Annotated in this window: 22 protein-coding genes; 14 read left to right on the top strand and 8 right to left on the bottom strand. The window is 50.4% G+C overall.

The window, feature by feature from the left end; genetic code table 11:
* Positions 1-34: 34 nt before the first annotated feature.
* The 5 genes from ABIE11_RS11045 to ABIE11_RS11025 all read left to right on the top strand — a co-directional run bounded on the left by ABIE11_RS11045 (position 35) and on the right by ABIE11_RS11025 (position 3929).
* Positions 35-616, top strand: coding sequence for a hypothetical protein (locus ABIE11_RS11045; protein WP_429184502.1), 582 nt, complete (start codon positions 35-37; stop codon positions 614-616).
* 59 nt (positions 617-675) lie between these two features.
* On the top strand, positions 676-1293 hold the full coding sequence (locus ABIE11_RS11040; protein ID WP_429184501.1) for a helix-turn-helix transcriptional regulator: 618 nt from the start codon (positions 676-678) through the stop codon (positions 1291-1293).
* 113 nt (positions 1294-1406) lie between these two features.
* On the top strand, positions 1407-1964 hold the full coding sequence (locus ABIE11_RS11035) for an OmpH family outer membrane protein (RefSeq protein ID WP_429184500.1): 558 nt from the start codon (positions 1407-1409) through the stop codon (positions 1962-1964).
* Positions 1965-2443: 479 nt separating this feature from the next.
* Positions 2444-3562, top strand: coding sequence for an aspartate-semialdehyde dehydrogenase (gene asd / locus ABIE11_RS11030; protein WP_429184499.1), 1119 nt, complete (start codon positions 2444-2446; stop codon positions 3560-3562).
* A 205-nt stretch (positions 3563-3767) separates the two neighbouring features.
* Positions 3768-3929, top strand: a complete 162-nt coding sequence (locus tag ABIE11_RS11025; protein ID WP_164971797.1) for a hypothetical protein — start codon at positions 3768-3770, stop codon at positions 3927-3929.
* Positions 3930-3997: 68 nt separating this feature from the next.
* Here the strand turns inward: ABIE11_RS11025 and ABIE11_RS11020 are convergent, their stop codons facing one another.
* Positions 3998-4312 (bottom strand): hypothetical protein, encoded by a 315-nt coding sequence (locus ABIE11_RS11020; RefSeq protein ID WP_429184498.1) that lies wholly within the window; start codon positions 4310-4312, stop codon positions 3998-4000.
* A 389-nt stretch (positions 4313-4701) separates the two neighbouring features.
* On the opposite strand from ABIE11_RS11020, the gene ABIE11_RS11015 reads away from it, so the two are divergent.
* The gene (locus ABIE11_RS11015) at positions 4702-5322 is read left to right on the top strand and encodes a LysE family translocator (protein WP_181827377.1); all 621 of its coding nucleotides are present in this window, start codon (positions 4702-4704) and stop codon (positions 5320-5322) included.
* A gap of 89 nt (positions 5323-5411) precedes the next feature.
* Here the strand turns inward: ABIE11_RS11015 and ABIE11_RS11010 are convergent, their stop codons facing one another.
* On the bottom strand, positions 5412-6395 hold the full coding sequence (locus ABIE11_RS11010) for an NAD(P)H-dependent flavin oxidoreductase (protein ID WP_429184497.1): 984 nt from the start codon (positions 6393-6395) through the stop codon (positions 5412-5414).
* A gap of 201 nt (positions 6396-6596) precedes the next feature.
* Here ABIE11_RS11010 and ABIE11_RS11005 point away from each other — a divergent pair, with 201 nt between their 5' ends.
* The gene (locus ABIE11_RS11005; RefSeq protein WP_429184496.1) at positions 6597-7487 is read left to right on the top strand and encodes a LysR family transcriptional regulator; all 891 of its coding nucleotides are present in this window, start codon (positions 6597-6599) and stop codon (positions 7485-7487) included.
* Positions 7488-7926: 439 nt separating this feature from the next.
* Here ABIE11_RS11005 and ABIE11_RS11000 read toward each other — a convergent pair whose 3' ends face one another.
* On the bottom strand, positions 7927-8088 hold the full coding sequence (locus ABIE11_RS11000) for a hypothetical protein (RefSeq protein ID WP_429184495.1): 162 nt from the start codon (positions 8086-8088) through the stop codon (positions 7927-7929).
* Positions 8089-8300: 212 nt separating this feature from the next.
* Positions 8301-8759, bottom strand: a complete 459-nt coding sequence (locus ABIE11_RS10995; RefSeq protein ID WP_429184494.1) for a VOC family protein — start codon at positions 8757-8759, stop codon at positions 8301-8303.
* 624 nt (positions 8760-9383) lie between these two features.
* Between ABIE11_RS10995 and ABIE11_RS10990 the strand changes: the two genes are divergently transcribed.
* The gene (locus ABIE11_RS10990) at positions 9384-10001 is read left to right on the top strand and encodes a LysE family translocator (RefSeq protein ID WP_420171770.1); all 618 of its coding nucleotides are present in this window, start codon (positions 9384-9386) and stop codon (positions 9999-10001) included.
* 121 nt (positions 10002-10122) lie between these two features.
* Here ABIE11_RS10990 and catA read toward each other — a convergent pair whose 3' ends face one another.
* Positions 10123-10800, bottom strand: a complete 678-nt coding sequence (gene catA, locus ABIE11_RS10985; RefSeq protein ID WP_429184493.1) for a type A chloramphenicol O-acetyltransferase — start codon at positions 10798-10800, stop codon at positions 10123-10125.
* Positions 10801-11534: 734 nt separating this feature from the next.
* On the opposite strand from catA, the gene ABIE11_RS10980 reads away from it, so the two are divergent.
* The 4 genes from ABIE11_RS10980 to ABIE11_RS10965 all read left to right on the top strand — a co-directional run bounded on the left by ABIE11_RS10980 (position 11535) and on the right by ABIE11_RS10965 (position 16768).
* Positions 11535-12029 (top strand): molybdopterin-dependent oxidoreductase, encoded by a 495-nt coding sequence (locus tag ABIE11_RS10980; RefSeq protein ID WP_181827382.1) that lies wholly within the window; start codon positions 11535-11537, stop codon positions 12027-12029.
* A gap of 17 nt (positions 12030-12046) precedes the next feature.
* A complete protein-coding gene (locus tag ABIE11_RS10975) occupies positions 12047-14020 on the top strand; it encodes a putative bifunctional diguanylate cyclase/phosphodiesterase (RefSeq protein ID WP_194512882.1) in 1974 nt (657 codons plus the stop codon).
* 477 nt (positions 14021-14497) lie between these two features.
* Positions 14498-16051 carry a peptide MFS transporter gene (locus ABIE11_RS10970; protein WP_107704186.1) on the top strand — a complete coding sequence of 518 codons (1554 nt, stop codon included), beginning with the start codon at positions 14498-14500 and terminating at the stop codon, positions 16049-16051.
* Positions 16052-16162: 111 nt separating this feature from the next.
* On the top strand, positions 16163-16768 hold the full coding sequence (locus tag ABIE11_RS10965; RefSeq protein WP_429184492.1) for a class I SAM-dependent DNA methyltransferase: 606 nt from the start codon (positions 16163-16165) through the stop codon (positions 16766-16768).
* Positions 16769-16771: 3 nt separating this feature from the next.
* Here ABIE11_RS10965 and ABIE11_RS10960 read toward each other — a convergent pair whose 3' ends face one another.
* On the bottom strand, positions 16772-18556 hold the full coding sequence (locus ABIE11_RS10960; protein ID WP_429184491.1) for a diguanylate cyclase: 1785 nt from the start codon (positions 18554-18556) through the stop codon (positions 16772-16774).
* Positions 18557-18677: 121 nt separating this feature from the next.
* Positions 18678-19787, bottom strand: coding sequence for an AI-2E family transporter (locus ABIE11_RS10955; RefSeq protein ID WP_100777491.1), 1110 nt, complete (start codon positions 19785-19787; stop codon positions 18678-18680).
* 431 nt (positions 19788-20218) lie between these two features.
* On the opposite strand from ABIE11_RS10955, the gene mmuP reads away from it, so the two are divergent.
* Together mmuP and mmuM are read left to right on the top strand one after the other, a co-directional pair.
* Positions 20219-21619 (top strand): S-methylmethionine permease, encoded by a 1401-nt coding sequence (mmuP, locus tag ABIE11_RS10950; RefSeq protein ID WP_429184490.1) that lies wholly within the window; start codon positions 20219-20221, stop codon positions 21617-21619.
* Positions 21606-22538, top strand: coding sequence for a homocysteine S-methyltransferase (gene mmuM, locus ABIE11_RS10945; protein ID WP_194512878.1), 933 nt, complete (start codon positions 21606-21608; stop codon positions 22536-22538). Before mmuP ends, mmuM begins: the two co-directional genes overlap by 14 nt.
* 77 nt (positions 22539-22615) lie before the next feature.
* On the opposite strand, the gene fbpC is transcribed toward mmuM, so the two are convergent.
* Complete coding sequence (gene fbpC, locus ABIE11_RS10940; protein WP_429184489.1) at positions 22616-23662, bottom strand: ferric ABC transporter ATP-binding protein; 1047 nt, start codon at positions 23660-23662, stop codon at positions 22616-22618.
* Positions 23663-23664: the final 2 nt, after the last annotated feature.

Genomic DNA, 23664 nt, shown 5'->3' with positions numbered 1-23664 from the left:
CCTCTACAACCGTATTTAAAGGAAGATCTAAAGAATGAGAGAGCAAACCCGTCAGTTTTTTACGTTTTATATGATCATTATGGCACTGTCTGTGGTGCTGCTGGGAGGATGTGATATGAAGAAAAAAGGGAATGATGTTGCTTATGTTGACCTGGCAGCAGTCTTGTCAATGTCAGGACTGGCGCAGCAGGAAAAGGAGCGCATGGATTTGGTTGTTGATGCGTTGAAAAAGGCCGAAACCGAGGCCGGGAAACTTTATGAAAAAATGGACAAAGAGCAGAGAGAAAAAGCGCGCCAGGCCGATCAAATTATGCTTCGTCGCGTGCTGACAGAAGCGGGCCAGTCTGCCAGAAACAGCATCTTGTCGGAGGCCCGTCAGGCGGCGGATAAGGTCAGGCAACAGGAAGGGCTACGTATCGTAATGGATGGCTCCCTGATCCTTGCGTCGGCAGACGATACCAATCTAACGGTTAAGGTCACAGAAGCGCTTAAAGATGTTAAAGCAGACTTTGGCCCACTGCCTTCCATCTCTGTCACGAGCCCGAAATCTGAACCTGCAGCAGCGCCCAAAGAGAATAAGGATGCCACAGGTTCTAAAAATAAATCCTCAAAATAATTAAGGGAAAGGCAGCCTCTTGCCAGGGCTGCCTTAGCGTAATCAAAAAGGGATTTCAGATGAAAATATTATTCATTGGTGCCGATAATTTCTGGGCCGAGGGTGTGAGACATATATTAGAGGACATGTATGCAGAAAGTGTGAAGCTTGTATCTGTTCAGAATGCCTGTGATTATGTAAGTCAGAATATTCCTTTTGAGAAATACAGCTTTGTATTTATTGATATAATGAGCTGCGTCCCATGGATTTACGGAAACTTATACTCGATACTAAATAAGGGAATTGAAAAAATTGTTTTCATTCAACCCTTAAATTCAGTCAGCATTAACGTTCATAACAATCTGATATCTAAATCCATAATGATATCTAAGCATGTGGCGATTGAAACGTTGAAGATTAAACTCATGACTCCCTGTGCTTTTGAAGAGAACAATTTAACCCGTAGTCATTATCATCAGTCAAATTTTAGACAGTCGAGAGCTATTACGAATGCTGACGAACTTGAAGTTATTAGAATGATGTCATCTGGAGATAAAATAAAAGATATCGCGATGCGAATGAATAAAAGTGACAAAGCTATATATCACTTAATCTCAAAAATAAGGCTGAGGATGGGGTTTAAAAGCAAACATGAATTTCTTTTCTTCCTGTCAACATTTAAATTTTATGAAGATTAAAGATAACGTTTAATTGTTTTTTGGTTTTTAATCCAAAACAGTCAATGCCAGAAATACTCACTGAGTAAAATCCGAATTCATAATCACCGCAAAGTTAAAGGGTAACGTAGAACATGCGAAAATTAAAATATATCATGCCGGATATATTCTTAGTGCTTTTTTTTGTTTTGTTACTGAACGGGTGTGATACAGACGGAAACAAACAAAAGGTTGGGTATATAGATATGAAGGTTTTACTGGCGGGGTCAGGATTGGTTCGGCAGGAGGAGATATATCTTGAACAGGTTAAAAATCTTCTTAAAAATAAAGATAAGCAAGCAAAGGAATTATATGGAAAACTTGATGCAACTAAACTGAGTATATATCGGGAAACTGATCAAATGTTGTTGTGTGAACAGTTGCAGTTGGCTCGACAGTCCGCAAGAAATGTGATCATTAAAGAGGCTATCCAGGCTGCAAAAAAGATAAGTGAAAATAAAGGGCTGCAGTTCAAGAACTATGGTTCATTGGTACTCACTTCTGAAGAATATGTAGATATAACAGAAGAGGTGATTGAAGAACTCAAAGGCACCACGGCTAACTTTGGAGCATTACCTATGTTGTTTATAAGGCTGCCTGGAGGTAAAGAAGAAAGTCAGTCCCTGACAACTGGACTCATAGGTATTATATAAGTATCAAGATAAAATATATTTGAGAATTTCTATACCAGGCCTTGGGTTCTGTTGTTTGAGTTAAGTAATGTGTTTATTTAGCATGCATTATGGTAAACACCGCTGTTGTTCTCATCACCCGTTTTCTCCTGGATTACGGCGTTATCATACAGCATGATCTCAGAAATTCTACCAGAAGCCGGTCATCGCATCAGCTTCGTGCCTGGAATGGACATCTGAGAGACACATACCTCATCTCATTGGTGTGTATTCTTAGCTTCTATTACTTTTGCATGAAGTGGCAGCCTCATAATTATTCCTTAATATCAAATCGATGTGAATTTTGTATCAAATGTAAGTATAAAAATCGCTGATGCCATATGAAATATTTTAATAATGAATGAATTTGAAGAAGCTCGTAATGACCTTCAGTGTGAGATGAGATATAACGTGTTTCGAAAATTAATTAACATTCTCATAACGTCATTAAGGTTGAGCAAATGAAGCAGGTTGGTATCGTTGGTTGGCGAGGAATGGTAGGTTCTGTATTGTTACAGCGAATGCTCGAAGAGAACGACTTCGACAATATTTCTGCGCATTTTTACAGTACTTCCAGTGCGGGTGGAGCAGGCCCTGTCATTGGTGGCGTCAGTTACATACTCAAAGATGCTAATTCCATAGATGCCCTGGCAGAAATGGACATTATCATAACCTGTCAGGGTGGTGATTATACTAAAGCAATATATCCTGCTTTGATTAACCATGGCTGGCAAGGTTACTGGATTGATGCGGCCTCTGCACTACGAATGGATGAGAAAGCCTGCATTATTCTCGACCCGGTCAATCGCGCCAATATTGACTGTGCAGTCAGAGACGGAATTAAACTTTTTGTCGGCGGCAACTGTTCAATTACGCTGAGTCTTATGGGGCTGGCAGGGCTAATAAAAGCTGACTTGATCGAATGGATGAGCGTGATGACCTATCAGTCTGCATCAGGTGCAGGGGCTCAATTTGTCAGAGAGTTAATCGCTCAAAGCGCATATATCAGTAAGCATTTGTCCTCGGATGAACTGGCATCATCCGGTTCAGTGCTGCCTTTGGTCAATAAAGTCAGTGAGATTATTAACAGTACCGACATGCCCATCCAGAATTTCGGCGTACCTTTAATGGGCAGCATCATTCCCTGGATTGACAGCGATTTAGGGGATGGGAATAGTCGTGAAGAGTGGAAAGGTGAGGCAGAAACGAACAAAATCCTTGGTCTTTCTCCCGGTACGATCCCGGTAAATGGTTTGTGTATTCGTGTCGGCGTGATCCGGTGCCATAGTGCAGCCATCACCCTCAAGCTTAAACGGGAAGTCAGCGAAGACGAATTTGCAGAGTTAGTCACGCATTCCCACCCTTGGGTTAACTATGTGCCCAATAACAAGGCTGAAAGTGTCAGTAAATTGACCCCAGCTTATATCAGTGGTTCTCTGCAGGTTGGTATTGGCCGTTACAAGAAAATGTCGCTAAACAGTGACTCTATATACTCGGTTCTGACGGTTGGCGATCAGCTATTGTGGGGCGCGGCGGAACCTTTGCGCCGTATGTTGAATATTCTGCTTGGCAAAGTCTAATTGATATTATTTGGAAAAAAGCATCTACTTAATAGGTGCTTTTTTATGTTCAGATAGCGTTGTCTGCAGATTCGGTATGTAGTGGCACAGTGAATTTGGCCACCTTGCCCGAGAGGTGATAATTTGTTAAATTATCCGCATTAGCGTCAAATACATTGAGTAGTAAACTGGCGCTAATTATACAATAATGAGTGATGGAGCCAAAATGAAGTATGCGTTTGCATTAATGTTGAGTATGGTATTGTCAGGTTGTACCGCAAATGATTGGATTGATGCTGCAAGTGGGATAATGCAGGCTAACGATCAACACGAAAAAGATTCAAGAAATCAGCGCATCAAAGACGCCAACAGGGCTGCAGGCTACTGATATCAAGATGATTAAGACACTCCTCTTCTTGTATTTTCGACAGAAGAGGAATGGTATTCTAAGCAAATTTACTGACTAAATACTCCCTTCGCTCTCGCCTGTTGGCAGGAGATATAGCCATAATGTTTTCGCTTTCCATTCTTATCGAACGCCACATAAAAAGGCATCGTCTCTTCATCTTTCTTAAGCGTGTAATTAATGCAAGTCCCATTGATTTCTGGAACATTTATCTCACTGTCTGGTTTTCCACCTGCCGCAATAACTGAATGTTTTGTCGCATCAGCCGCATAGGTCGCTCGCACCAGAGGGTCATTATCAAATTTAATAAAACCGACATTACAGGCAGTTAAAAAAGGAACAATTAAAATGGGTGTATAGCGCATTGCATATCCTTGCAGAGAATATAATTACCGAAGAAACAAAATGACCAGGTCGATTTCTCTTGCCCGCCAAATTCCCTTCAAAAAGATTATAAGAGCGTAACAGCAGGAAATACAATTACCGGCTATATAGTCACTGTGTTTAATAGTTCTTTGTTAATCGTTTTGACCAGCAAAGGTAGCGACAAAATTTTTCTCTCGTAGAGGGTCTTATAAACCCTAAAGCGCCGAAATGATGATGGACTCTAACCTCATGGCCGCTCATGCGTATTCCCCCTTACTGACTGACAGCTCATATCAGGGTGACACAGAGCCTGACGGTCCCTACCGAACTTTGGGGTGTTGCAGCATTGTTAAATCTTCAGTAGGATCTTCGTTTTCGGAGAAGCACAATGTCAGTCACCGATGCCCTTCTGGCCTATACCCTTGCCGCCACGCTTTTGACGCTAACCCCCGGTCTCGACACCGCCTTGATCCTGCGAACCGCCGCGGCAGATGGCAGTAAAAAAGCCGTGCACGTGGCGCTGGGTATTGATACGGGCTGTTTTATCTGGGGCGCGCTGGTGGCGTTTGGTCTGGGAGCGTTACTGGCTGTTTCTGACGTGGCCTACTCGCTGCTGAAGTGGTGCGGCGCGGCCTATCTTTGCTGGCTGGGGATTCAGCTGCTGCTTCGTCCGCGTCAGCAATTTACGCTCACCGCCGGGGAGAATACGGGCAGCGGTAATGGCTTTATGCGCGGAATGCTCGGTAATGTGCTCAATCCGAAGATGGGCATTTTCTATGTCTCATTCCTTCCCCAATTTATTCCCGCAGGGCATTCGCCCTTTGCCTGGACCTTTTTGCTGGTTTCCATTCATGTGTTGATAGGCACGCTCTGGTCATTAACCCTTATTATCGCCACGGGCTATGCGTCTCGCGTGCTGAAAAAGCCGGCCGTGGTGAAGTGGATGGACAGAACCACCGGGGTGGTGTTTTTGCTGTTCGCCGCCAAACTGGCGATGAGTAAACGATAGGAAAGAACGGCACCAAAGGAAGTCTGCCGAAGGGTCAGGCAGCCCACATGAGTCGTGGACTGCCTGATGCTGATTCATCGCGTGGTATTTCATCCACCCACGGTTAATTCATTTACGACATCCGCGACGCTTTTAATGCTGCGAATGTTTCCAATGCCCGTTCCGAGCGAGATGTAACCTTCATCGGTGTTACCTTCCAGCATGCCGATTCGCAGGCCGCGCAACCCGCCCATCGCATTCCCCAGCTCCTCATTACTTGCGCCTGTTTTGTCCATCGAGACGAGCGTTTTTGAAAGCTTGCCCGGCAGTGAGCGGTAGTAGTGCGGAAGGGTACGGTACAACAGCAAATCCAGCCCGTTGGCATCAACAATTTTATCTTTGACCGATTTCGGTACGCGACTTTCTTCGGTCCCGATAAAGACTGAACCGGCAAACACACCTTCAGCGCCAAGTGCATGAGCCGCTTCTGCAGTGCGACTGTCGGTAATGCCGCCCGCGGCCATCACCGGAATATTTGTTACGGCATCGGCAATCAGCGGCACGATTGAAAAGGTGCCCAGCGCAGTGCCTGGCAGAGTTCCCCCTTCGTCAAAACCCGTCGCAACAATAATATCGGCCCCGGCTGCTTCAGCAAGACGGGTGTTTTCAGGGGTTGGATTGATATCCCGGTAAATGACGACAATACCTGCCGCTTTTAATTCGTCGAACAACGCCGGTATGACGGCACCTTCACCGTAACCGGTGTAAACCACAGTTCTCACGCCTTCTTCTTTTAGCACCTGCAATATAGGTGGAGTCCAGACGTCGTTTTCAGGAGTGGGGATCAGATTTACACCGAAGGGCTTTTCGGTAAGTTTTTTCGTTTTGCGGATTTCTGCGCGCATTTTTTCTGCGGTCTCTTCAGGAGTAGAAACCGCGGTCTCAGCGGTTAAACCGGCATTAGGTCCCAGCACACCCAGACCGCCAGCGTTACTTACGGCGGCGACTAAACGGGCATCGGTCAGCCAGGATAGCGGCCCCTGAATGACAGGTTTTTCGATGCCCAGAATTTGACAGACACGGTTTTTTTTCATGTTGGAATATCCTTCACATTAGCTCGGCGACCTTACGAGTCAGCCTGATATTTTTATTTCGAAGCGGGTGAAGGGAAGTGTAAGCAGGAATATTGTTCAGAAAAATAGCTAAAATCGTTCATCACTGTTATAAAATTAGTAATAATTTAGCCGTGGCGAATGTGCTGAGCATTGCCAGCCCTCTTGCAATAAGAAACCGTTATGCAAATAAATCTTTTTGAATCTATTAGAATTTTTATTGAAATAGTTGAGTCAGGGAGTTTTACCCGGGCGGCGGAAAACCTTCAAATTCACCGTCCCGCAGTGACCAAAGCTTTACAGCTACTTGAACAACACAGCGGTACGCGTTTGCTGCAGCGAACAACACGCCGCATCAACCTGACGCCTGACGGGGAAGAGTTTTATCATCGCAGTAAACCTTTACTGGCTCAGGCTGATGAATTACTGGAGTCGTTCAGCAGCGACCGCGTGCTGCATGGTCAGCTGCGTATAGATATGCCTATCGCTCTTGCGGCGCTATTGGTCATCCCGAATCTGCCTGACTTTTATAAACAGTATCCGGAAATCGAAATTATCCTGAGTAGCTCAGATCGTCGTCAGGATATGTTACGGGATGGTCTCGACTGCGTTCTGCGAGTGGGGGAACTGGACGACGGTGATTACGTTGCTCACAGGATGGGTGACATCAAAATGACGACCTGCGCCAGCCCTGGCTATATTGCGATACATGGGATGCCAGAATCGCTCGAGGATTTGCGGGAGCATCAGGTTATTAACTGGATAAACAGTAGCAGCAGGCAAATTATGCCCTGGACTTTTACGACGCCTGAAGGGACTGCTGAAGTGACACTACCGGGTAAGCTTATCGTGGATAATTCCCAGGCATATGTCTCTGCTGGCCTGGCAGGACTGGGGTTAGTTCAAGGAATGACTGTATTTTTAAAGCCTTACATTGATAGCGGCCAACTTGTCGAGGTATTACCGCGCAATCCCTCCCCAGACCGCAAATTGTCACTTCTCTATCCACACCGTCATCTTTCGCGCAAGGTGCGAATATTTACCGAGTGGTTAGAGAGCTTATTGTCAAAGTAGTCGAGATTTCAGGCGCCAGGTATCGGCATGAGACAACGGGTAAAAAGCCCACGATCAAATGTTCATAGCAGCGGTATCAGCAGTTGTTGCAAGAGCGGCGAAACCCTTTTATATGCCTATTGGAGTTAGGCTCTTTCTCATGGAGATATTACGTCCAGGGCTTATGTTTCTGCTGTCCTTTTTGAACATCCGAGCAGCACACTTAAGCGGCTTATTAGCAAAACCCGCTGCTAACCAGAAGGCAAACCGCGCCAAATAATCTATCTTGTTGAAAATTATGTGATATTGATCCAGGGCAATGTCAACATTAGCAACTTAAGCTAAATTGTTATTCAAATTTGAACGAGCCTATATCGGTATTATGTTTTTAAGAGCTTTACTGTTTTGCCTTCTGTCATTCTCCTGCTTTGCAAATGCCTTAAATTTCTCCTCCACCTTTTTACGCCTTAATTGCCCACAACGTGGTCTGGTGGAGATCATTCTTCACGTCTACGGTCACACGCAGGAAAGGTGGAAAGGAAACTTCGAAACGGGGGCAGGTCATAAACGCGCTGGTGATACCGAAATCATCCCTTTTGCGAATGGCGATACGCTTTTCCACTCAATATCCAGTGACTCATTTGGGTTTCAATATGCGGGCGAAGAGAAACTGTCCGTGTGCGCTAAAATTGATGAGCGCCCTGTTTATCCTTCATTTTAAAGGCAATCATTCATCCTGGCGCCTTGCTCGTTAAACCGGCACGAGAGGTGCATTGATAGCCAGCGGTCATCTTGCGTTTAAACGATGCAGGAGCCAGGATGTTAGCGCTGTAATTACTGGCCTGTCAGGTTACTTTTGAGTTCAGTGTGCGTTCCAGAAGCTTCCAGCCCAACTCTTTGCCCATAGGAAAGTTCTAACGTATTGCCGTCAGGGTCAGCGAAAAAGACAAAATATCCCACCGGATCACCAGCCTGAACCGGTTCTTTTCGCAACACACCCTCTGCTCGCGCCATCGCCACTTTTTGATCGATTGCTTCGATGCTTGAGCAAGCGACGCCAAGATGACCAAAACTTCCCAAAGGGGTATCAGTCACGACATCCGCCTGTACGAGGACCAGTGCAAATGGACGCGTTCGATCGCTGAGCCATGCCACCTGGCGTGCCTCTGCCACATCAGGTTCGCGTCTGTGAACAACCTCCATTCCGGCGTAACGGTGATAGAAATCAATACTCTTATCCAAATCCCTGACGACAAACGCCACGTGGGTAAATCCAACGTCCACCTGTTTCATAAACCGAGTCCTTCTGTCTGAGTTCCAGATAAGCATCTTAAAAGCTCAAGTTAGCTTCAGGTCAAGCCGGAAAGTGCTGTCGATTTACGCCATAAAATTGTGTTCGCGCAGTGCGTCAAGCCAGATTTGCTGGGGAGGGGAGATGAGCAGGGGGGAAGTGAGTCAGGATGCGTTCCCAGCGCGAACCACGGATGAGACGGTATTACGGGTTCGCGCCGGGGCAGTGTGTTTACTACTGCTTAATGACCATCAGGATCACACCAGGCATTCATTAACTGCACCAGGATGTATTTTAGCCCCAGCACAATGAGCAGGGAGAACAGAACTGTCACCACAATAATAGTCATCAGAAACTCCATGTAATCAGCTTTCTTCCCCAAAATCTTAGATCGTATTTTTCATTTGTCACGGTCCTGCAATCATTTTCCTTATCAGGGCGACACGAAGTATCTGTTCGGGTGCAGGAGAGGGTGGTGCGCTGATATTTTGTTGTTCAATTTTCGCTTCGTTTCAGGGGCAGAGGCTGATGACATCGTGTTATGGTCTTAATCGGGAGCGGTTCAGCGGTGTCCGGTTCGCATGATGAGCGAACGGGCTGATAATGAGTCATGATGGGGAAAATGAATGATCAATGAATTGATTGCACTTTCTGCTATTGGTGTTGCTATTCTTTTTGGCGCAATGAGCCCGGGCGTCAGCTTTCTTCTTGTTGCCCGCACTGCGATGTCCAGTTCGAGACGCGTGGCGTTATCTGTTGCGGCAGGTCTCGGTTTTGGAGCGCTTATATTTGCTGTCATAGCGTTAGCGGGCCTTCACACCCTGCTGACATTGGTTCCCTCACTTTACACAGCCCTTAAAGTTGCCGGCGGTTGTTATCTTTTATGGCTGGCGTTGAAAATTCTTCGTCGCCCTTCAAACCGGGTTATCGATTCCGCCGCGATAGATGAGGTCAGCGCCTCAAAAGCTTTTTTGACAGGCGTATTGACGCAAATCAGCAATCCTCATACTGCGCTGGTCTTTGCCAGTATCTTTTCCGCAGCCCTTAGCAAAAATATTCAGCCTGCTATGTACATCATCCTGCCCTTAATGGCATTCGTTATTGATGTACTGTGGTATGCGATTGTCGCGTGCTTATTATCATCTGACGGGCCGCGTCTGGCTTACATTAAATACCGTAAATTTATAGATAAACTCAGCGGCGGTGTTATGGCCTTTCTGGGATTACGCCTGCTGCTAAAGTGAGTCAGATGATTTTCAGTCAATGGATGCGAGGAATTTAGGTCTGCTCCTCGCTTTCAGCAGAAATAGCAGCGATTCCTGCTGTCCATCTCGGATAAAGACGAATGCGAAAATATGATTACTATCAATCACTTGAATTTTCTGGGTGGTGCTGCAAGTCGTCACAGAGTTCTTGTAACTCATTGACCAGTCTTGCTATATGGAAACCGTCGCATACGGAGTGATGCACCTGAACGGCGAAAGGCAACAATACTTTGCCATCTTGTTCGAAGTATTTTCCAAGCGTGAACATAGGGGCAAAAAAGTTCTTCATATTAGCCACATTGACGTTAAAGCTGGTAAAAGTTACCCAGGGAATACCGGATATGAAAAATATATTTTCCCGCGACTCTTCCTTAGGCCAATAAGCAGTATTATTGCTGTAGCGAGCCATGTCTTCTGAATATACTTTCTGGAAGTGATGAATATTGCCATCGTAATGGCTCCATAATGATGAAAAGGTCTCTGTTTCATTATGGAAAATGGTATAGTTTGGATGAACTTCATCCCATACGACAAGCTCATTGTCCTTCATCGCCATACGGAACTCCGGATGCCGATTTACTATTTTGGAAATGAGGAAAATCATCGTCGGATAAAATTTCCAGCCAGCCTCTTTAATATGTTTTAGCAACGCCGTAATGTCTAATTGAACAGTCTGATTAAAGGTCGACTGAGCGAACGTCTGAAATATCTCAAAATGCTCCCTCCTTGCCCAACGAGATAAATCAACAGACGTATAATGTGGCGTGGTATTTTTCATCTTTTAACCTTTGATTCCCATTTATAAATAAGATGTTAGCATAAGATTTTTCGTCTATGAATGATGATTATGAGTCCCAAAGCCTTTAGGAAACAAACGCATTTGCCACAGTCGTTCCTCCTTATACCGGAGCAAATAAAGGTGAAATATGTCAGAAGACCAGACCCGGTTGCGCAATCTTGTCGTGCTCTCCTGCCCGAAAAAATGACGCAGGATTTCCGCCAGGGGAGCAGCCTTGATCGTGTCAGGAGAGGGGGCGTGTCAGCCACTCCTGCGTGGACAGGTAACTGAATGCACCTGTCGTTCAGCCGGAACTGCCGTTGATAAAGGCTTTGTTGCTAGCGAGTCAGAAGTCAGCCAGACATTTTTACTCAATAATGTGGAATTTTATCCAACAAACTGACAAATGTCAGGCTTGCATCAAAGCCCTCTCTCTTTACCACAACACGGCCCTGGGCCTGCACCAAACACTAAGCATTAATATTTGTGTGGGTTTATTTGCGCTAACCAAACACATAGATTATTGTTTGTACAGACATGGTTAGATTTAATGCACTTAAAATAACAGTATCAACCTTGATTAATCATCACTAAACAACTAAAATTTCATAACACATTGATTTTATGCATTAAATTATAATTTTCTTAATGCATTGTTATTCTCCAGACAGCATGTATAAATAGCATAATAACTAAATTATAATTCTTTTATATTTGACGGATGGGTAGATAAAATGAAGTTAATTGTCATGTTGTTCAGCTTAGTGATTGCGTCGCAGGCTATCGCGGGGGAGCTTCCCAAACCTACCGGGAAAGTCCTTTTAACCATGTCAGGTAATATCGAAAATACAAACGAAGAGGGCAAAGCCGTTTTTGATGTCGCCAGCCTTGAAAAGCTGGGTATGGTCAGTTTCCAGACCGCCTCTCCCTGGTACAATGGGCGCACAACCTTTACGGGTATTCCGCTGAAAAAACTCATGGATTACGTAGGCGCCAAAGGCTCTATCGTTAAGGTTACTGCACTGAATGACTACACCACCGTTATACCTCTCAGTGACTTCCAAAAATACAATGTGATTCTTGCCTTAAAAATTAATGGCGAATACATGCGGGTTCGCGACAAAGGTCCGCTATTCATCGTCTATCCCTATGACAGCGAACCTGAGCTGAATAATCAGGTGTTTTATTCAAGGTCAGCATGGCAGGTCAGCAAAATGAGCATTGAGTAGGATTTCAGAAGAACAACATGAACAGAATACTGGCTGCCATAATATTCTCTCTTTTTATATCTACAGGATATATCTCTTTTCTTGTGCACGAAAGACAGCAGGAATTGCAGAAACTGACGCACTACGCCAGTTCATGGTCTGCTGGACAGCTGGTCTCGGAGTATTATCGGTTCGAATCATGGCTCAGTCTTTACACTATTGATGAGTCGATGACACTCGACGATGTGCGCCTACACCTCGACATTATGCTCAGCCAGAGTGATTTATTAAAGCAGGGAGATTTAGGGCAGTATATAAATAGCAATGAATCACTTCATGAACTTGCTGTAAAACTCGACAATACCCTTAATTATCTGGATACGCATCTTGAGACAATGACCCGTCCAGAACTCCAGAAATATCTACGGGTAATGTATTCGCTTGATGGACCATTAAGCCGCCTTTCATCCGGTGCGTTGAACAAAGATCTTAACCTGATTAACAACGCCAACAGTAAAATTCAAACGCTGTACTCTATTTATTCAGCGATTTCAGTTCTTTTGATAATACTGAGTGCGATACTGGGTGTGCTGATTTTTTATCAAAACAGAAATATTCTCAAAGCGCATATTCAGGTTAAGAGTCTCGCTGGAGAGCTTCAGGAATCTAAAGAAAAACTGCAAATCCAGAATACCAAGCTGGAGTATGACGTCTACCATGACCCGCTCACAGAGCTGAGTAACAGACTGTTTTTCTGGGATAATTTAAACAAAACCATCAAGCTGGCAGACGCTAATAAAAGCTCTGTGACCGTGATGTTGTTTGATTTAGACCGATTCAAAGAGGTCAATGACACCTATGGTCATGATGCCGGTGATATGTTATTGCGTCTGATCGCTCAGCGACTTATTTCGATGGGGCTTCCTTCGGATATGCTCTATCGCTTAGGGGGCGATGAGTTTGCCTTTCTCACAAGCGATCTGGCAGAAAGTCAGGCTGTTTCGATGGCGCAAAAGATATGTGATTGTATTAACCAGCCCTACACGATTTATAGCGCGGTTATAAATATAACCACCTGTGTGGGCATTGTTAACTCAGATACTGAGCGCCGTTCCGACTATCTCTATAAATTTGCTGATCTGGCCCTTTATGAAGCCAAAAATGAAGGCGCTGGCAAAATTAAAGTCTTCCGCCAGCGCATGTTAGATAAGCTGCTGGAAAGCAGAACGCTTGAGCATGATATGGCGCTGGCGTTAGTGAATAAAGAATTCGTGGTTTATTATCAACCGATTGTTGATTCGTACAGTCGGGAAATTTACAGCTATGAAGCCCTTATTCGCTGGATGCATCCGCGTAAAGGTCTTTTGTCGCCAGATACTTTTATTCCTGTTGCTGAAAAAACCGGAATGATTAGCGAGATGGGCAAATCTGTGCTTGAAATGGCCTGTCGGGAAGCGGCTTCCTGGGCTGTTCCGGTGAAAATTTCAGTAAACGTTTCTCCTGTGCAGCTCAGCAGCAAAACCTTTGCAGGAATAGTGATGTCTATCCTGAAAGAAACAGGGCTTGCGGCTGACCGTCTTGAGCTGGAAGTGACGGAGTCCTCCCTCTTTACGGATAACAATACGCCGCTGAATACGCTTAATAAGCTCAGAGCCCTGGGCGTGAAAATATCCATCGACGATTTTGGTACGGGCTATTCCTCTCTTTCCCGCCTGAGCCGACTTGCCTTTGATAAAATCAAAATAGACAAATCCTTTGTGAATTCGATATCCACACAGGGAGACGCCCTAAATATCATTAAACTCATCACCGGCATGGCGAAATCCCTCAGTATGAAAACGATTGCCGAGGGGGTTGAAACCCAGGAACAGCTGGAAAGTCTTCAGGCGCTGGGCTGCGATTTCGCACAAGGCTATCTGTTTAGCAAACCTCTGCCGTTTATCGCCGGGGAAATCAAAAACGGTGAATTCTCAAACGATCCTTCTACCCTGTTAAAGGCCCCGCATGGCTGAATAATCCCCATCGCGCGCGACAGTTCCTGGCGCTAAGCGGCCAGTCGCGTTCAACCGTTTTCCGCTGAGGCCAGTTCACTTTATACAACGGATGTTTGTATTGAGCCCTCAATAATGAGGGCTCAATGCTTCCTCTTTCTGATGCATTCATGCAGATTGTTTTCCTTAAGGAATTGACTGACTAAATCAGTGGGGGAATGCACTGTTATTCCGGCTTATTTTGGGGCACAAATCAGGCCGCATCTTCTGCAACGATGTCAATCTTTCCCCCTTTCCATCAAACAAAAAGTCTACAAAACTAGACATCTGTCGAATTTTCATCTTAAAGTCCCCCTCCGGGCACTAGACAAAACCATCGTCCGGTTATCAAATGGTTAAATAATATTTCGCTGGATGTAAAGAAGTGGCCCTGGACCTGAAAGGCCAGCAAACAATCCAGCGTTGACGTGCAACACGACACACCTCTTCGGGAGAACTATGCAATCCACTGTTAATCAAAAAGAAAGCCGAACTTTCTTCGGCCATCCTTACCCGCTTGGCTCGCTCTTCTTTACGGAAATGTGGGAGCGCTTCTCGTTCTACGGCATTCGTCCGTTACTGATCCTGTTTATGGCCGCGACCGTCTATGACGGTGGGATGGGGCTGGCGCGCGAAAATGCGTCGGCGATTGTCGGGATCTTCGCAGGCAGCATGTATCTGGCCGCGCTGCCGGGTGGCTGGCTTGCGGATAACTGGCTCGGGCAGCAGCGCGCCGTCTGGTACGGTTCGATTCTGATTGCGCTCGGCCATCTCTCCATCGCGCTCTCGGCTTTCATGGGCAACAACCTGTTCTTTATCGGCCTGATGTTTATCGTCCTCGGTTCCGGTTTGTTCAAAACCTGTATCTCAGTGATGGTCGGGACGCTCTACAAGAAAGGCGATGCGCGTCGTGACGGCGGTTTCTCGCTGTTCTACATGGGCATCAATATGGGTTCATTTATCGCGCCGCTGATCTCCGGCTGGCTGATTAAAACCCACGGCTGGCACTGGGGCTTCGGTATCGGCGGTATCGGGATGCTGGTGGCGCTGGTGATCTTCCGCCTGTTTGCCGTTCCTTCGATGAAACGCTACGACAGCGAAGTCGGTCTGGACTCCACCTGGAACAGCCCGGTGTCAAAGAAAAACGGCGTCGGCGCCTGGCTGCTGGCACTGGCGGTGGGTGTGGCGGTGATCGTCACGCTGATTGCCCAGGGCATCATTGTGATCAACCCGGTCGCGGTCGCCAGCATGCTGGTGTACGTGATTGCTATCTCGGTCGCGCTCTACTTTATCTGGCTGTTTGTCTTTGCCGGTCTGAACCGCAAAGAGCGTGCGCGCCTGCTGGTGTGTTTCATCCTGCTGGTTTCGGCGGCCTTCTTCTGGTCGGCGTTTGAGCAGAAACCGACCTCATTCAACCTGTTTGCGAACGACTACACCAACCGCATGATCGGCGATTTTGAAATCCCTGCCGTGTGGTTCCAGTCGATCAACGCCCTGTTTATCATTCTGCTGGCACCGGTCTTTAGCTGGGCCTGGCCGATGATGGCGCAAAAAGGCGTGCGTCCGAGCAGCATGACCAAGTTTGTTATCGGTATTCTGTGCGCAGCGGCGGGCTTTGGCCTGATGATGCTGGCGGCGCAGAACGTCCTCAGCAACGGCGGCGCGGGTGTCTCTCCGATGTGGCTGGTGGGCAGTATTCTGATGCTGACCCTCGGCGAACTGTGCCTTAGCCCGATTGGTCTGGCGACCATGACCCTGCTGGCTCCGGAAAGAATGCGCGGGCAGATGATGGGCCTGTGGTTCTGCGCCAGCGCCCTGGGTAACCTCGCGGCGGGCCTGATCGGTGGTCACGTGAAAGCCGATCAGCTGGATATGCTGCCGGATCTCTTCGCGCGCTGCTCCATCGCATTGCTGATCTGTGCTGCGGTACTGGCGGTGCTGATTGTGCCGGTGCGTCGGATGCTGGAAAACGCGCAGACCAAAACAGAGTCAAAACCGGTGACCAACGCCTGATAAGCGATGAATTGAGTCCCTACAAACCGGCGCATCTGCGCCGGTTTTTTTGTTTCCAGCCCGCCGGGTAAGGTATAAACGTTCCAGAAACTTCTGCACACGAGACTCACGATGTCTGATGCCGCTGCCAAACATATCCTGACTATCTACGACACCCATGCCGATGCATTTGCGCGGTTACGTTCGCGTCATTTGATGGAAAAAGGCTGGCTCGATAAGTTTACCCGGCTGATCGGCGGCAAGGGGGCGATTCTGGATATCGGCTGCGGCAACGGGGTGCCGATAGCGGAACATTTTATCCGCCAGGGGTATCGACTGACGGGCGTTGATGGCGCGCCCGGCATGCTGGCGCGGGCGCAACAGGCGTTTCCGGAACAGCGCTGGTTGCATCTGGATATGCGCCAGATGGCGCTCGATGAGATCTTTGACGGGCTGCTCGCCTGGGACAGCTTTTTCCACCTCTCGCCTGACGATCAGCGCCAGATGTTCCCCATTTTTGCCCGCCACAGCCGCCCTGGCAGCGTGCTGATGTTCACCAGCGGCACGGACAACGGGATCGCCATGGGCGAGTTTGAAGGCGAGCCGCTGTATCACGCCAGCCTGTCGCCCGACGAATACCGGCAACGGCTGGCGGATAACGGTTTTGCTGTGATTGAGGTGATGTTTGAGGATCCGGCGTGCGGCGGGCACTCGGTCTGGCTGTGCCAGGCCCGGTAAGACTCACCCCGCCTCCAGCATCCCAAAGCTCACAATCCGCGATCTCCCCAGCTCTTTGGCGCGATACAGCGCCACGTCTGCCGCACGCAGCAGGTTGTCGCTCTGGGCGTGCTGCGGATAGCTGGCGATGCCGATCGACACATCGACCGGGCCAATCTCCGCCAGACCGTAGCGCAGCGCCAGCGCGCGCACGCCTTCGTAAATCTCCGTGGCGCAGGCGTGAGCACCCTCTTCGCCTGTGTCCGTCAGCAGCGCCAGAAACTCTTCGCCGCCGTAGCGGAAGGCGATGCCGTTGTCATGCACCGCACGCTGCACAATCGCCGCCACGCTTTTAATCACCTGATCGCCTGCCTCGTGGCCAAAGCGATCGTTAATACTTTTGAAGTGATCGATGTCGATCATCAGGCAGCTCAACGGCTCGTTGTTGCGCATCGCCTGGCTCAGCAGCGTCTGCATTTTGTCTTCAAGATGATGGCGGTTACGCAGGCCGGTTAAGGGATCGTAGAGCGCTTTTTCCAGCAGGGCGTCGCGCAGACGCTGGTTGGCGAGCGCCAGCCCGAGCGCTTCGGCCATCAGCTCAAGATAGGCGCGGGACGGGGCGGTTTCCGGAGTGATGTTCTGGAACGAGAGTAAACCGATGGCCTCGCCCTGAGCGATCAGCGGCACGCAGAGCGACCGATCCGCCGCCGATTCCGGCAGGTGATAGCAGGCGATATCCGGCTCACCGTTGACCGGCGGATGGCTCTGGCCGCGACGCACGGCCCAGCAATCATCAGGATGGAAGGGGGGATGTTTCTCCTCAGGCGTCAGCCACTGGGCGACACAGCGCATCTGCCACGGATCGCGATCGAGGATATACAGCTGCCCGCTAATGCCCGGCGCGATATTCGGCGCAAACAGCTGGGCGACGTTAATCACGTCGGTGAAATTCTCACAGCCCTGCAGCCGCTGCGTCATACGCGCCAGCAGTTCGCGAATTGCCCAGTCCGCGTCGCGCTCTTTTTCCAGCTGCTGCCGCACCAGGCCGTTTTCGCGGAAAATGCGGATCGCCTGGGCCATATCGCCGATCTCATCGATCTGGCTAAAGTTTGGCGTCTCCACCGCGTAATCCTGCGATGCGAGGCGATGCACGACATCGCTCAGACGCACCACCGGGCGCAACACGCGGCGCTTTAAAATAAAGCCCATCACAAACAAAAAGAGCAGGGCGGTCAGGCCGACCATCACTTCTGACAGGGTGCGCAGAATGCGGGACTTTTTTGTCGCCTCTTCCACGGCGTTGTGGGCGCGGCGATCCAGCATCAGGCGGAATTGGTCGATCTGATTCTGCACCCGCTCCAGCTCCTGCTCGTAGGGCTTACTGTAAAGCAGAATCACGGCCTGTCTCTCATCGCCGCGCGCCATGCTGGCGAGCGCCGCCTGCTGCTCATCTTGTAGCTCATCGACCACCTGTAACCCTTCATGCAGCAGCGCCAGCTCTTCGCCGGTCGCGCCGTTATCTTTGAGTCGGGAGAGCCGGTGCTCAATGACCTTCAGGGACTGTTCTTTTTGCTGATAGTCCTTCAGGGCATCGGGATCTTTATTGATGACATACAGGCGTGCCAAATCCGACAGCGCCCAGGCATCCGTTTCGACCTCTTCGGTCAGCTGATCAAATATCTGGCGCTGTTCAACGGCCTGTCGCTCGGCGTTATCGGCATTTGAGGCCAGCAGCATGACCACGCCGGAAGCGAGAGTCAGACACACCGTGACGCCGTAGGCCCAGTTGGTTATGGTGGCAATTCGCACCTGTTGGATCCTTTTCAGCCGTTAGTGGGATAGCGTTCTTGAAATTATAGGAAACGCCTGATTTGGTGTGACAAAAAAATGGCGGCCCGTGGCCGCCAGTCTGTTATTTATCGTCACGTTTTCACAAATCGGGAGGATTTTTCCCCTCTTCGATGAACGCTTCGTCGATTTCGTCGACGTTCCCCGCGTGGTCGCGCCCGGAGAGCAAATTCCAGCAGGCGATAAACAGCGCGGCGACCAGCGGCCCGATGACAAACCCGTTGATGCCGTAAATCTCCATCCCGCCCAGAGTGGAGATCAGGATTAAATAGTCCGGCATTTTGGTGTCTTTCCCGACCAGCAGCGGACGCAGGATGTTATCCACCAGCCCGACGATGATCACAAAGAAGCCGACGATAAAGAACCCCTGCCACAGTTGCTGCGTGGCGAACAGGAAGATGGCGGCGGGCACCCAGATAATGGCCGAGCCGACGGCTGGGATGAGGGAGAGGAAGGCCATCAGCGCGCCCCACAGGACGCTGCCGTCGATACCGGCAATGTAAAAGGCGATCCCGCCCAGAATCCCCTGAACCACGGCGACCACGGCGGTGCCTTTTACGGTGGCGCGCGAGACGGCGGCGAATTTGGCGAACAGATGCTGTTTAACAAAATCGGACAGCGGCAGCGAATCGAGGATCTGGCGCACCAGATAAGGCCCGTCTTTGAGCAGGAAAAACAGCAGATAGATCATCACACCAAAGCTAATCGCAAAGCCAAACGTCCCTTTGCCGATTAAGAAGGCGCTGCCCGCCAGATATTGACCGCCCTTCAGCGCCACATCCGACAGCTTTTGCTGGATCTGGCTGGCGTTATCCAGGTTGTGTTCGACGAGGAAGTTCCGCGCCCAATCCGGTAGGTGTGAAAACAGGCTCGCCACCACCTCCGGAAACTGCGGATTGGTATGCTGGAGCTTGGTGTAAACCACGTTTAGCTCGATGGCCAGCGACGACAGGATCACGATCAGCGGCGTAAAGACGATCAGGCAAATCACCAGCAGCGTCAGCAGCGACGCCACGCCGTTACGTTCACCCACCCATCCGCGCAGTTTGTTTTTCACCGGATGGAAAATGACCGCCAGGATTGACGCCCATAACACGGCGGAAAAGTAGGGTGCGAGAATATCGAAGAACGCCACTGAAACAATGGCGAGAATAAGAATGAAAAAACCTTTAGTCAGTCCGTTAAAGCGCATTAGCGAGTCCTGGTGGCTAAGAAACAGAGTCGACTATAGAACCCTTTGAGGGAATTACCAATTTTGTTACGGAGATCACCATAACACCGGCGGTCGGGAAAACGCCGTGCACCCGATAAACCGCCCGCGCATCACGCGTTTGATGAGATGCGGGCCGCATGTGGCAACACCTTTATGTGTGAACTCCCCTCAGAACGTTACCACTTTCGACTGACCGAAGAAGTCAGCGCCCCGCGCCATGCTGTAAGTATCTGCTCTGTGGAGGTGCTTATGGCCTGGCGACCGATTCTCTACGTCATTCTCACTCATCACCCTCGTCTCAGCGCGCGCCGCGCCAGGCTGCGGCTGGTTCATGGGTAGCTTTTTGTTAACAATCACGGTATAACAAACCTTCTTTGGATGTTTAGATGTCCATACGTTTAGAAGGTAATATGCAAACAGAACAAGAAAATGGGCAGCTAAAGCGCACCATGAAAACCCGCCACCTGATTATGCTTTCGCTGGGTGGCGTGATTGGGACAGGGTTGTTTTTCAACACGGGTTACATCATTTCCACCACCGGTGCGGCCGGGACGCTGCTGGCGTATCTCATCGGCGCGCTGGTGGTATGGCTGGTAATGCAGTGCCTGGGTGAACTCTCCGTGGCGATGCCGGAAACCGGCGCGTTTCACGTTTATGCGGCGCGCTACCTCGGCCCGGCGACAGGGTATACGGTGGCGTGGCTCTACTGGCTCACCTGGACGGTCGCCCTCGGTTCGAGCTTTACCGCCGCAGGATTCTGTATGCAGTACTGGTTCCCGCAGGTTCCGGTATGGATCTGGTGCGTGGTCTTCTGCGCCGTCATTTTTGCCCTCAACGTCATCTCCACGCGCTTTTTCGCTGAAGGGGAATTCTGGTTCTCGCTGGTCAAAGTGATCACCATCATCGCCTTTATCATTCTGGGCGGGGCGGCAATCTTTGGTTTTATCCCGATGCAGGACGGCTCACCCGCGCCGGGGCTGGCGAATATCACCGCAGAAGGCTGGTTCCCGCATGGCGGTCTGCCGATCCTGATGACGATGGTGGCGGTCAACTTTGCCTTTTCAGGCACGGAGCTTATCGGTATCGCGGCGGGCGAAACGCAGAACCCGCATAAAGTGATTCCGGTGGCGATCCGCACCACTATCGCGCGGTTAATCATTTTCTTTATCGGCACCGTGTTTGTGCTGGCGGCGCTGATCCCGATGCAGCAGGCTGGCGTTGAAAAAAGCCCCTTCGTGCTGGTGTTCGAGAAAGTCGGCATTCCCTATGCGGCGGATATTTTTAACTTCGTGATCCTGACGGCAATCCTCTCGGCGGCCAACTCCGGGCTGTATGCGTCGGGGCGCATGTTGTGGTCGCTCTCCAATGAAAAAACGCTGCCGCGCTGCTTTGCGCAGGTCAATAAAAATGGCGTCCCGCTGACGGCGATCTCCGTGAGTATGCTGGGCGGCGTTCTGGCGCTGTTCTCCAGCGTCATCGCGCCGGATACGGTGTTTGTCGCGCTCTCGGCTATTTCAGGTTTTGCGGTGGTGGCGGTGTGGATCAGCATCTGCGCGTCGCACTTTATGTTCCGCCGTCGCCATCTTCAGGCCGGTAAAGCGCTGGGCGATCTGCAGTATCGCGCGCCGTGGTATCCGCTGGTTCCGGTGCTGGGCTTTGTGCTGTGCCTGGTGGCCTGCGTCGGGCTGGCGTTTGATCCGACCCAGTGTATTGCCCTTTACTGCGGGCTGCCGTTTGTCGCCCTGTGTTATGGTGCCTACTACCTGACTCAAACCTCAAAAACCCAGGAGCCTGAACATGTCGCAGAATAATCCGCTTACCTCCCTCCTAGAAACACAGCCCTTTATCGTGCTGGACGGAGCGATGGCGACGGAACTGGAAGCGCGCGGTTGTCACCTTGCCGACAGCCTGTGGTCCGCCAAAGTGCTGGTAGAGAACCCGGAGCTGATCCGCGAAGTGCATCTCGATTATTTCCGCGCCGGCGCGCAGGTGGCGATCACTGCCAGCTATCAGGCGACGGCAGAAGGGTTTGCCGCACGCGGCTACGATGAAGCGCAATCCCGCGCGCTGATCGGCAAAAGCGTGGAGCTGGCGCGCAAGGCGCGTGAAGCCTGTCTGGCGGAAAACCCGCAGGCGGGCACGCTGCTGGTGGCCGGTTCCGTGGGGCCTTACGGCGCGTTTCTGGCGGACGGCTCTGAATATCGCGGGGATTACGTCCGAAGTGCTGCGGCGTTTACCGATTTTCACCGTTCGCGGGTAGAAGCCCTGCTGGATGCGGGGGCCGATCTGCTGGCCTGCGAAACGCTCCCCTCGTTTGCGGAGATCACCGCGCTGGCGGCGCTGCTGGAAAGCTATCCCCGCGCGAAAGCGTGGTTCTCGTTTACCCTGCGCGACAGCGAGCATCTGAGTGACGGCACGCCGCTGCGAGAGGTAGTGGCTGCACTGGCGGATAATCCGCAGATTGTGGCGCTGGGGATAAACTGTATTGCGCTGGAAAACACCACGGCGGCGCTTCAGCATCTGCACACGCTGACGGATCTACCGCTGGTGGTCTATCCGAATTCCGGTGAGCACTACGACGCGGTGAGCAAAACCTGGCACCATCACGGCGAAGCCTGTGAAACGCTGGCGGGGTATCTGCCGCAGTGGATTGCGGCAGGGGCAAAGCTGATTGGCGGGTGCTGTCGCACCACGCCGAAGGATATTGCTGAGCTTAAGGCTCTGCGCTAAGCATCGCCGGGCGGCGGCTTCGCCTGACCCGGCTTGAAAACCCGCAGGCCCGGCACGCGTAACGCCGCCGGGCAAACTCACGCCGCGTCTGCCAGCACAAACATGCCGTACGGGTGGATCTCCAGGTAGTAATCGTCGCCTTCGTTGGGCTGCAGACGCGTGGCGTTAACCTGCAGCAAAATCTCCTGCCCGTGCCACTCCACAATTACCTCGTACTGCGGCCCCATGTAGGCGACGTGACGAATAGTACAGCGCTGGCTGTCGTCTCCGCGTTCGCTCAGGGTGATGGCTTCCGGGCGCACGCCGACGGAGCCGGAACCTTCACGCGCAAAGTGCATCGGGCGCGGCAGACGATAGCCGTGGATCTCCACGTAATCGTCGCTAAAGCGGGCCGGGAACAGGTTTGCGTCGCCCATAAAGCTCGCCATAAAACGCGACGCGGGCTGGCGATAGAGATCCTGCGGCGAACCGATCTGCATAATATTGCCTTTGTTCATCACCAGCACCGTGTCCGACACCGCAAACGCCTCGCTCTGATCGTGCGTCACGTAGAGTGACGTGATATTGAACTGCTTTTGCAGCTCGCGAATTTTGTCGCGCATACTGCGGCGCAGGTTGGCGTCGAGGTTACTCAGCGGCTCATCAAACAGCAGCACCTTCGGTTTAAGAATCAGCGCGCGCGCCAGGGCCACGCGCTGCTGCTGGCCGCCGGAGATCTGATCGACATAGCGATCTTCAAATCCTTCCAGATCGACCATCGCCAGCGCCTCTTTCACCCGCGCTTTGGTTTCCGCGCGCGACACGCCGAGCATTTTCAGGCCGTAGCCTACGTTCTCGCCCAGCGACATATGCGGAAACAGGGCGTAAGACTGGAACACCATGCAGATATCACGCTGCTGGATGGAGCGATGAGTCACATCCTCGCCGTCAATAAGAATCTGCCCTTCAGTCGGCTTTTCCAGCCCGGCGACCAGGCGCAGGACGGTGGTTTTCCCACAGCCGGACGGGCCGAGGAGCGTCACCATCTGTCCCTGCGGGATCGCCAGATTGATGTTCTCGATAACGGTATTATTCCCGAAGCGCTTGGTGACATTGCGCAGTTCAACGAAATGTTTCTGAGTCATAG

Origin of the sequence: Lelliottia sp. 489 (assembly GCF_050435885.1) — a bacterium.
Classification (GTDB): domain Bacteria; phylum Pseudomonadota; class Gammaproteobacteria; order Enterobacterales; family Enterobacteriaceae; genus Enterobacter; species Enterobacter nimipressuralis.
Note: the sequence above shows the minus strand (reverse complement) of the source record. Positions and strands in the feature narration are given on the sequence as shown.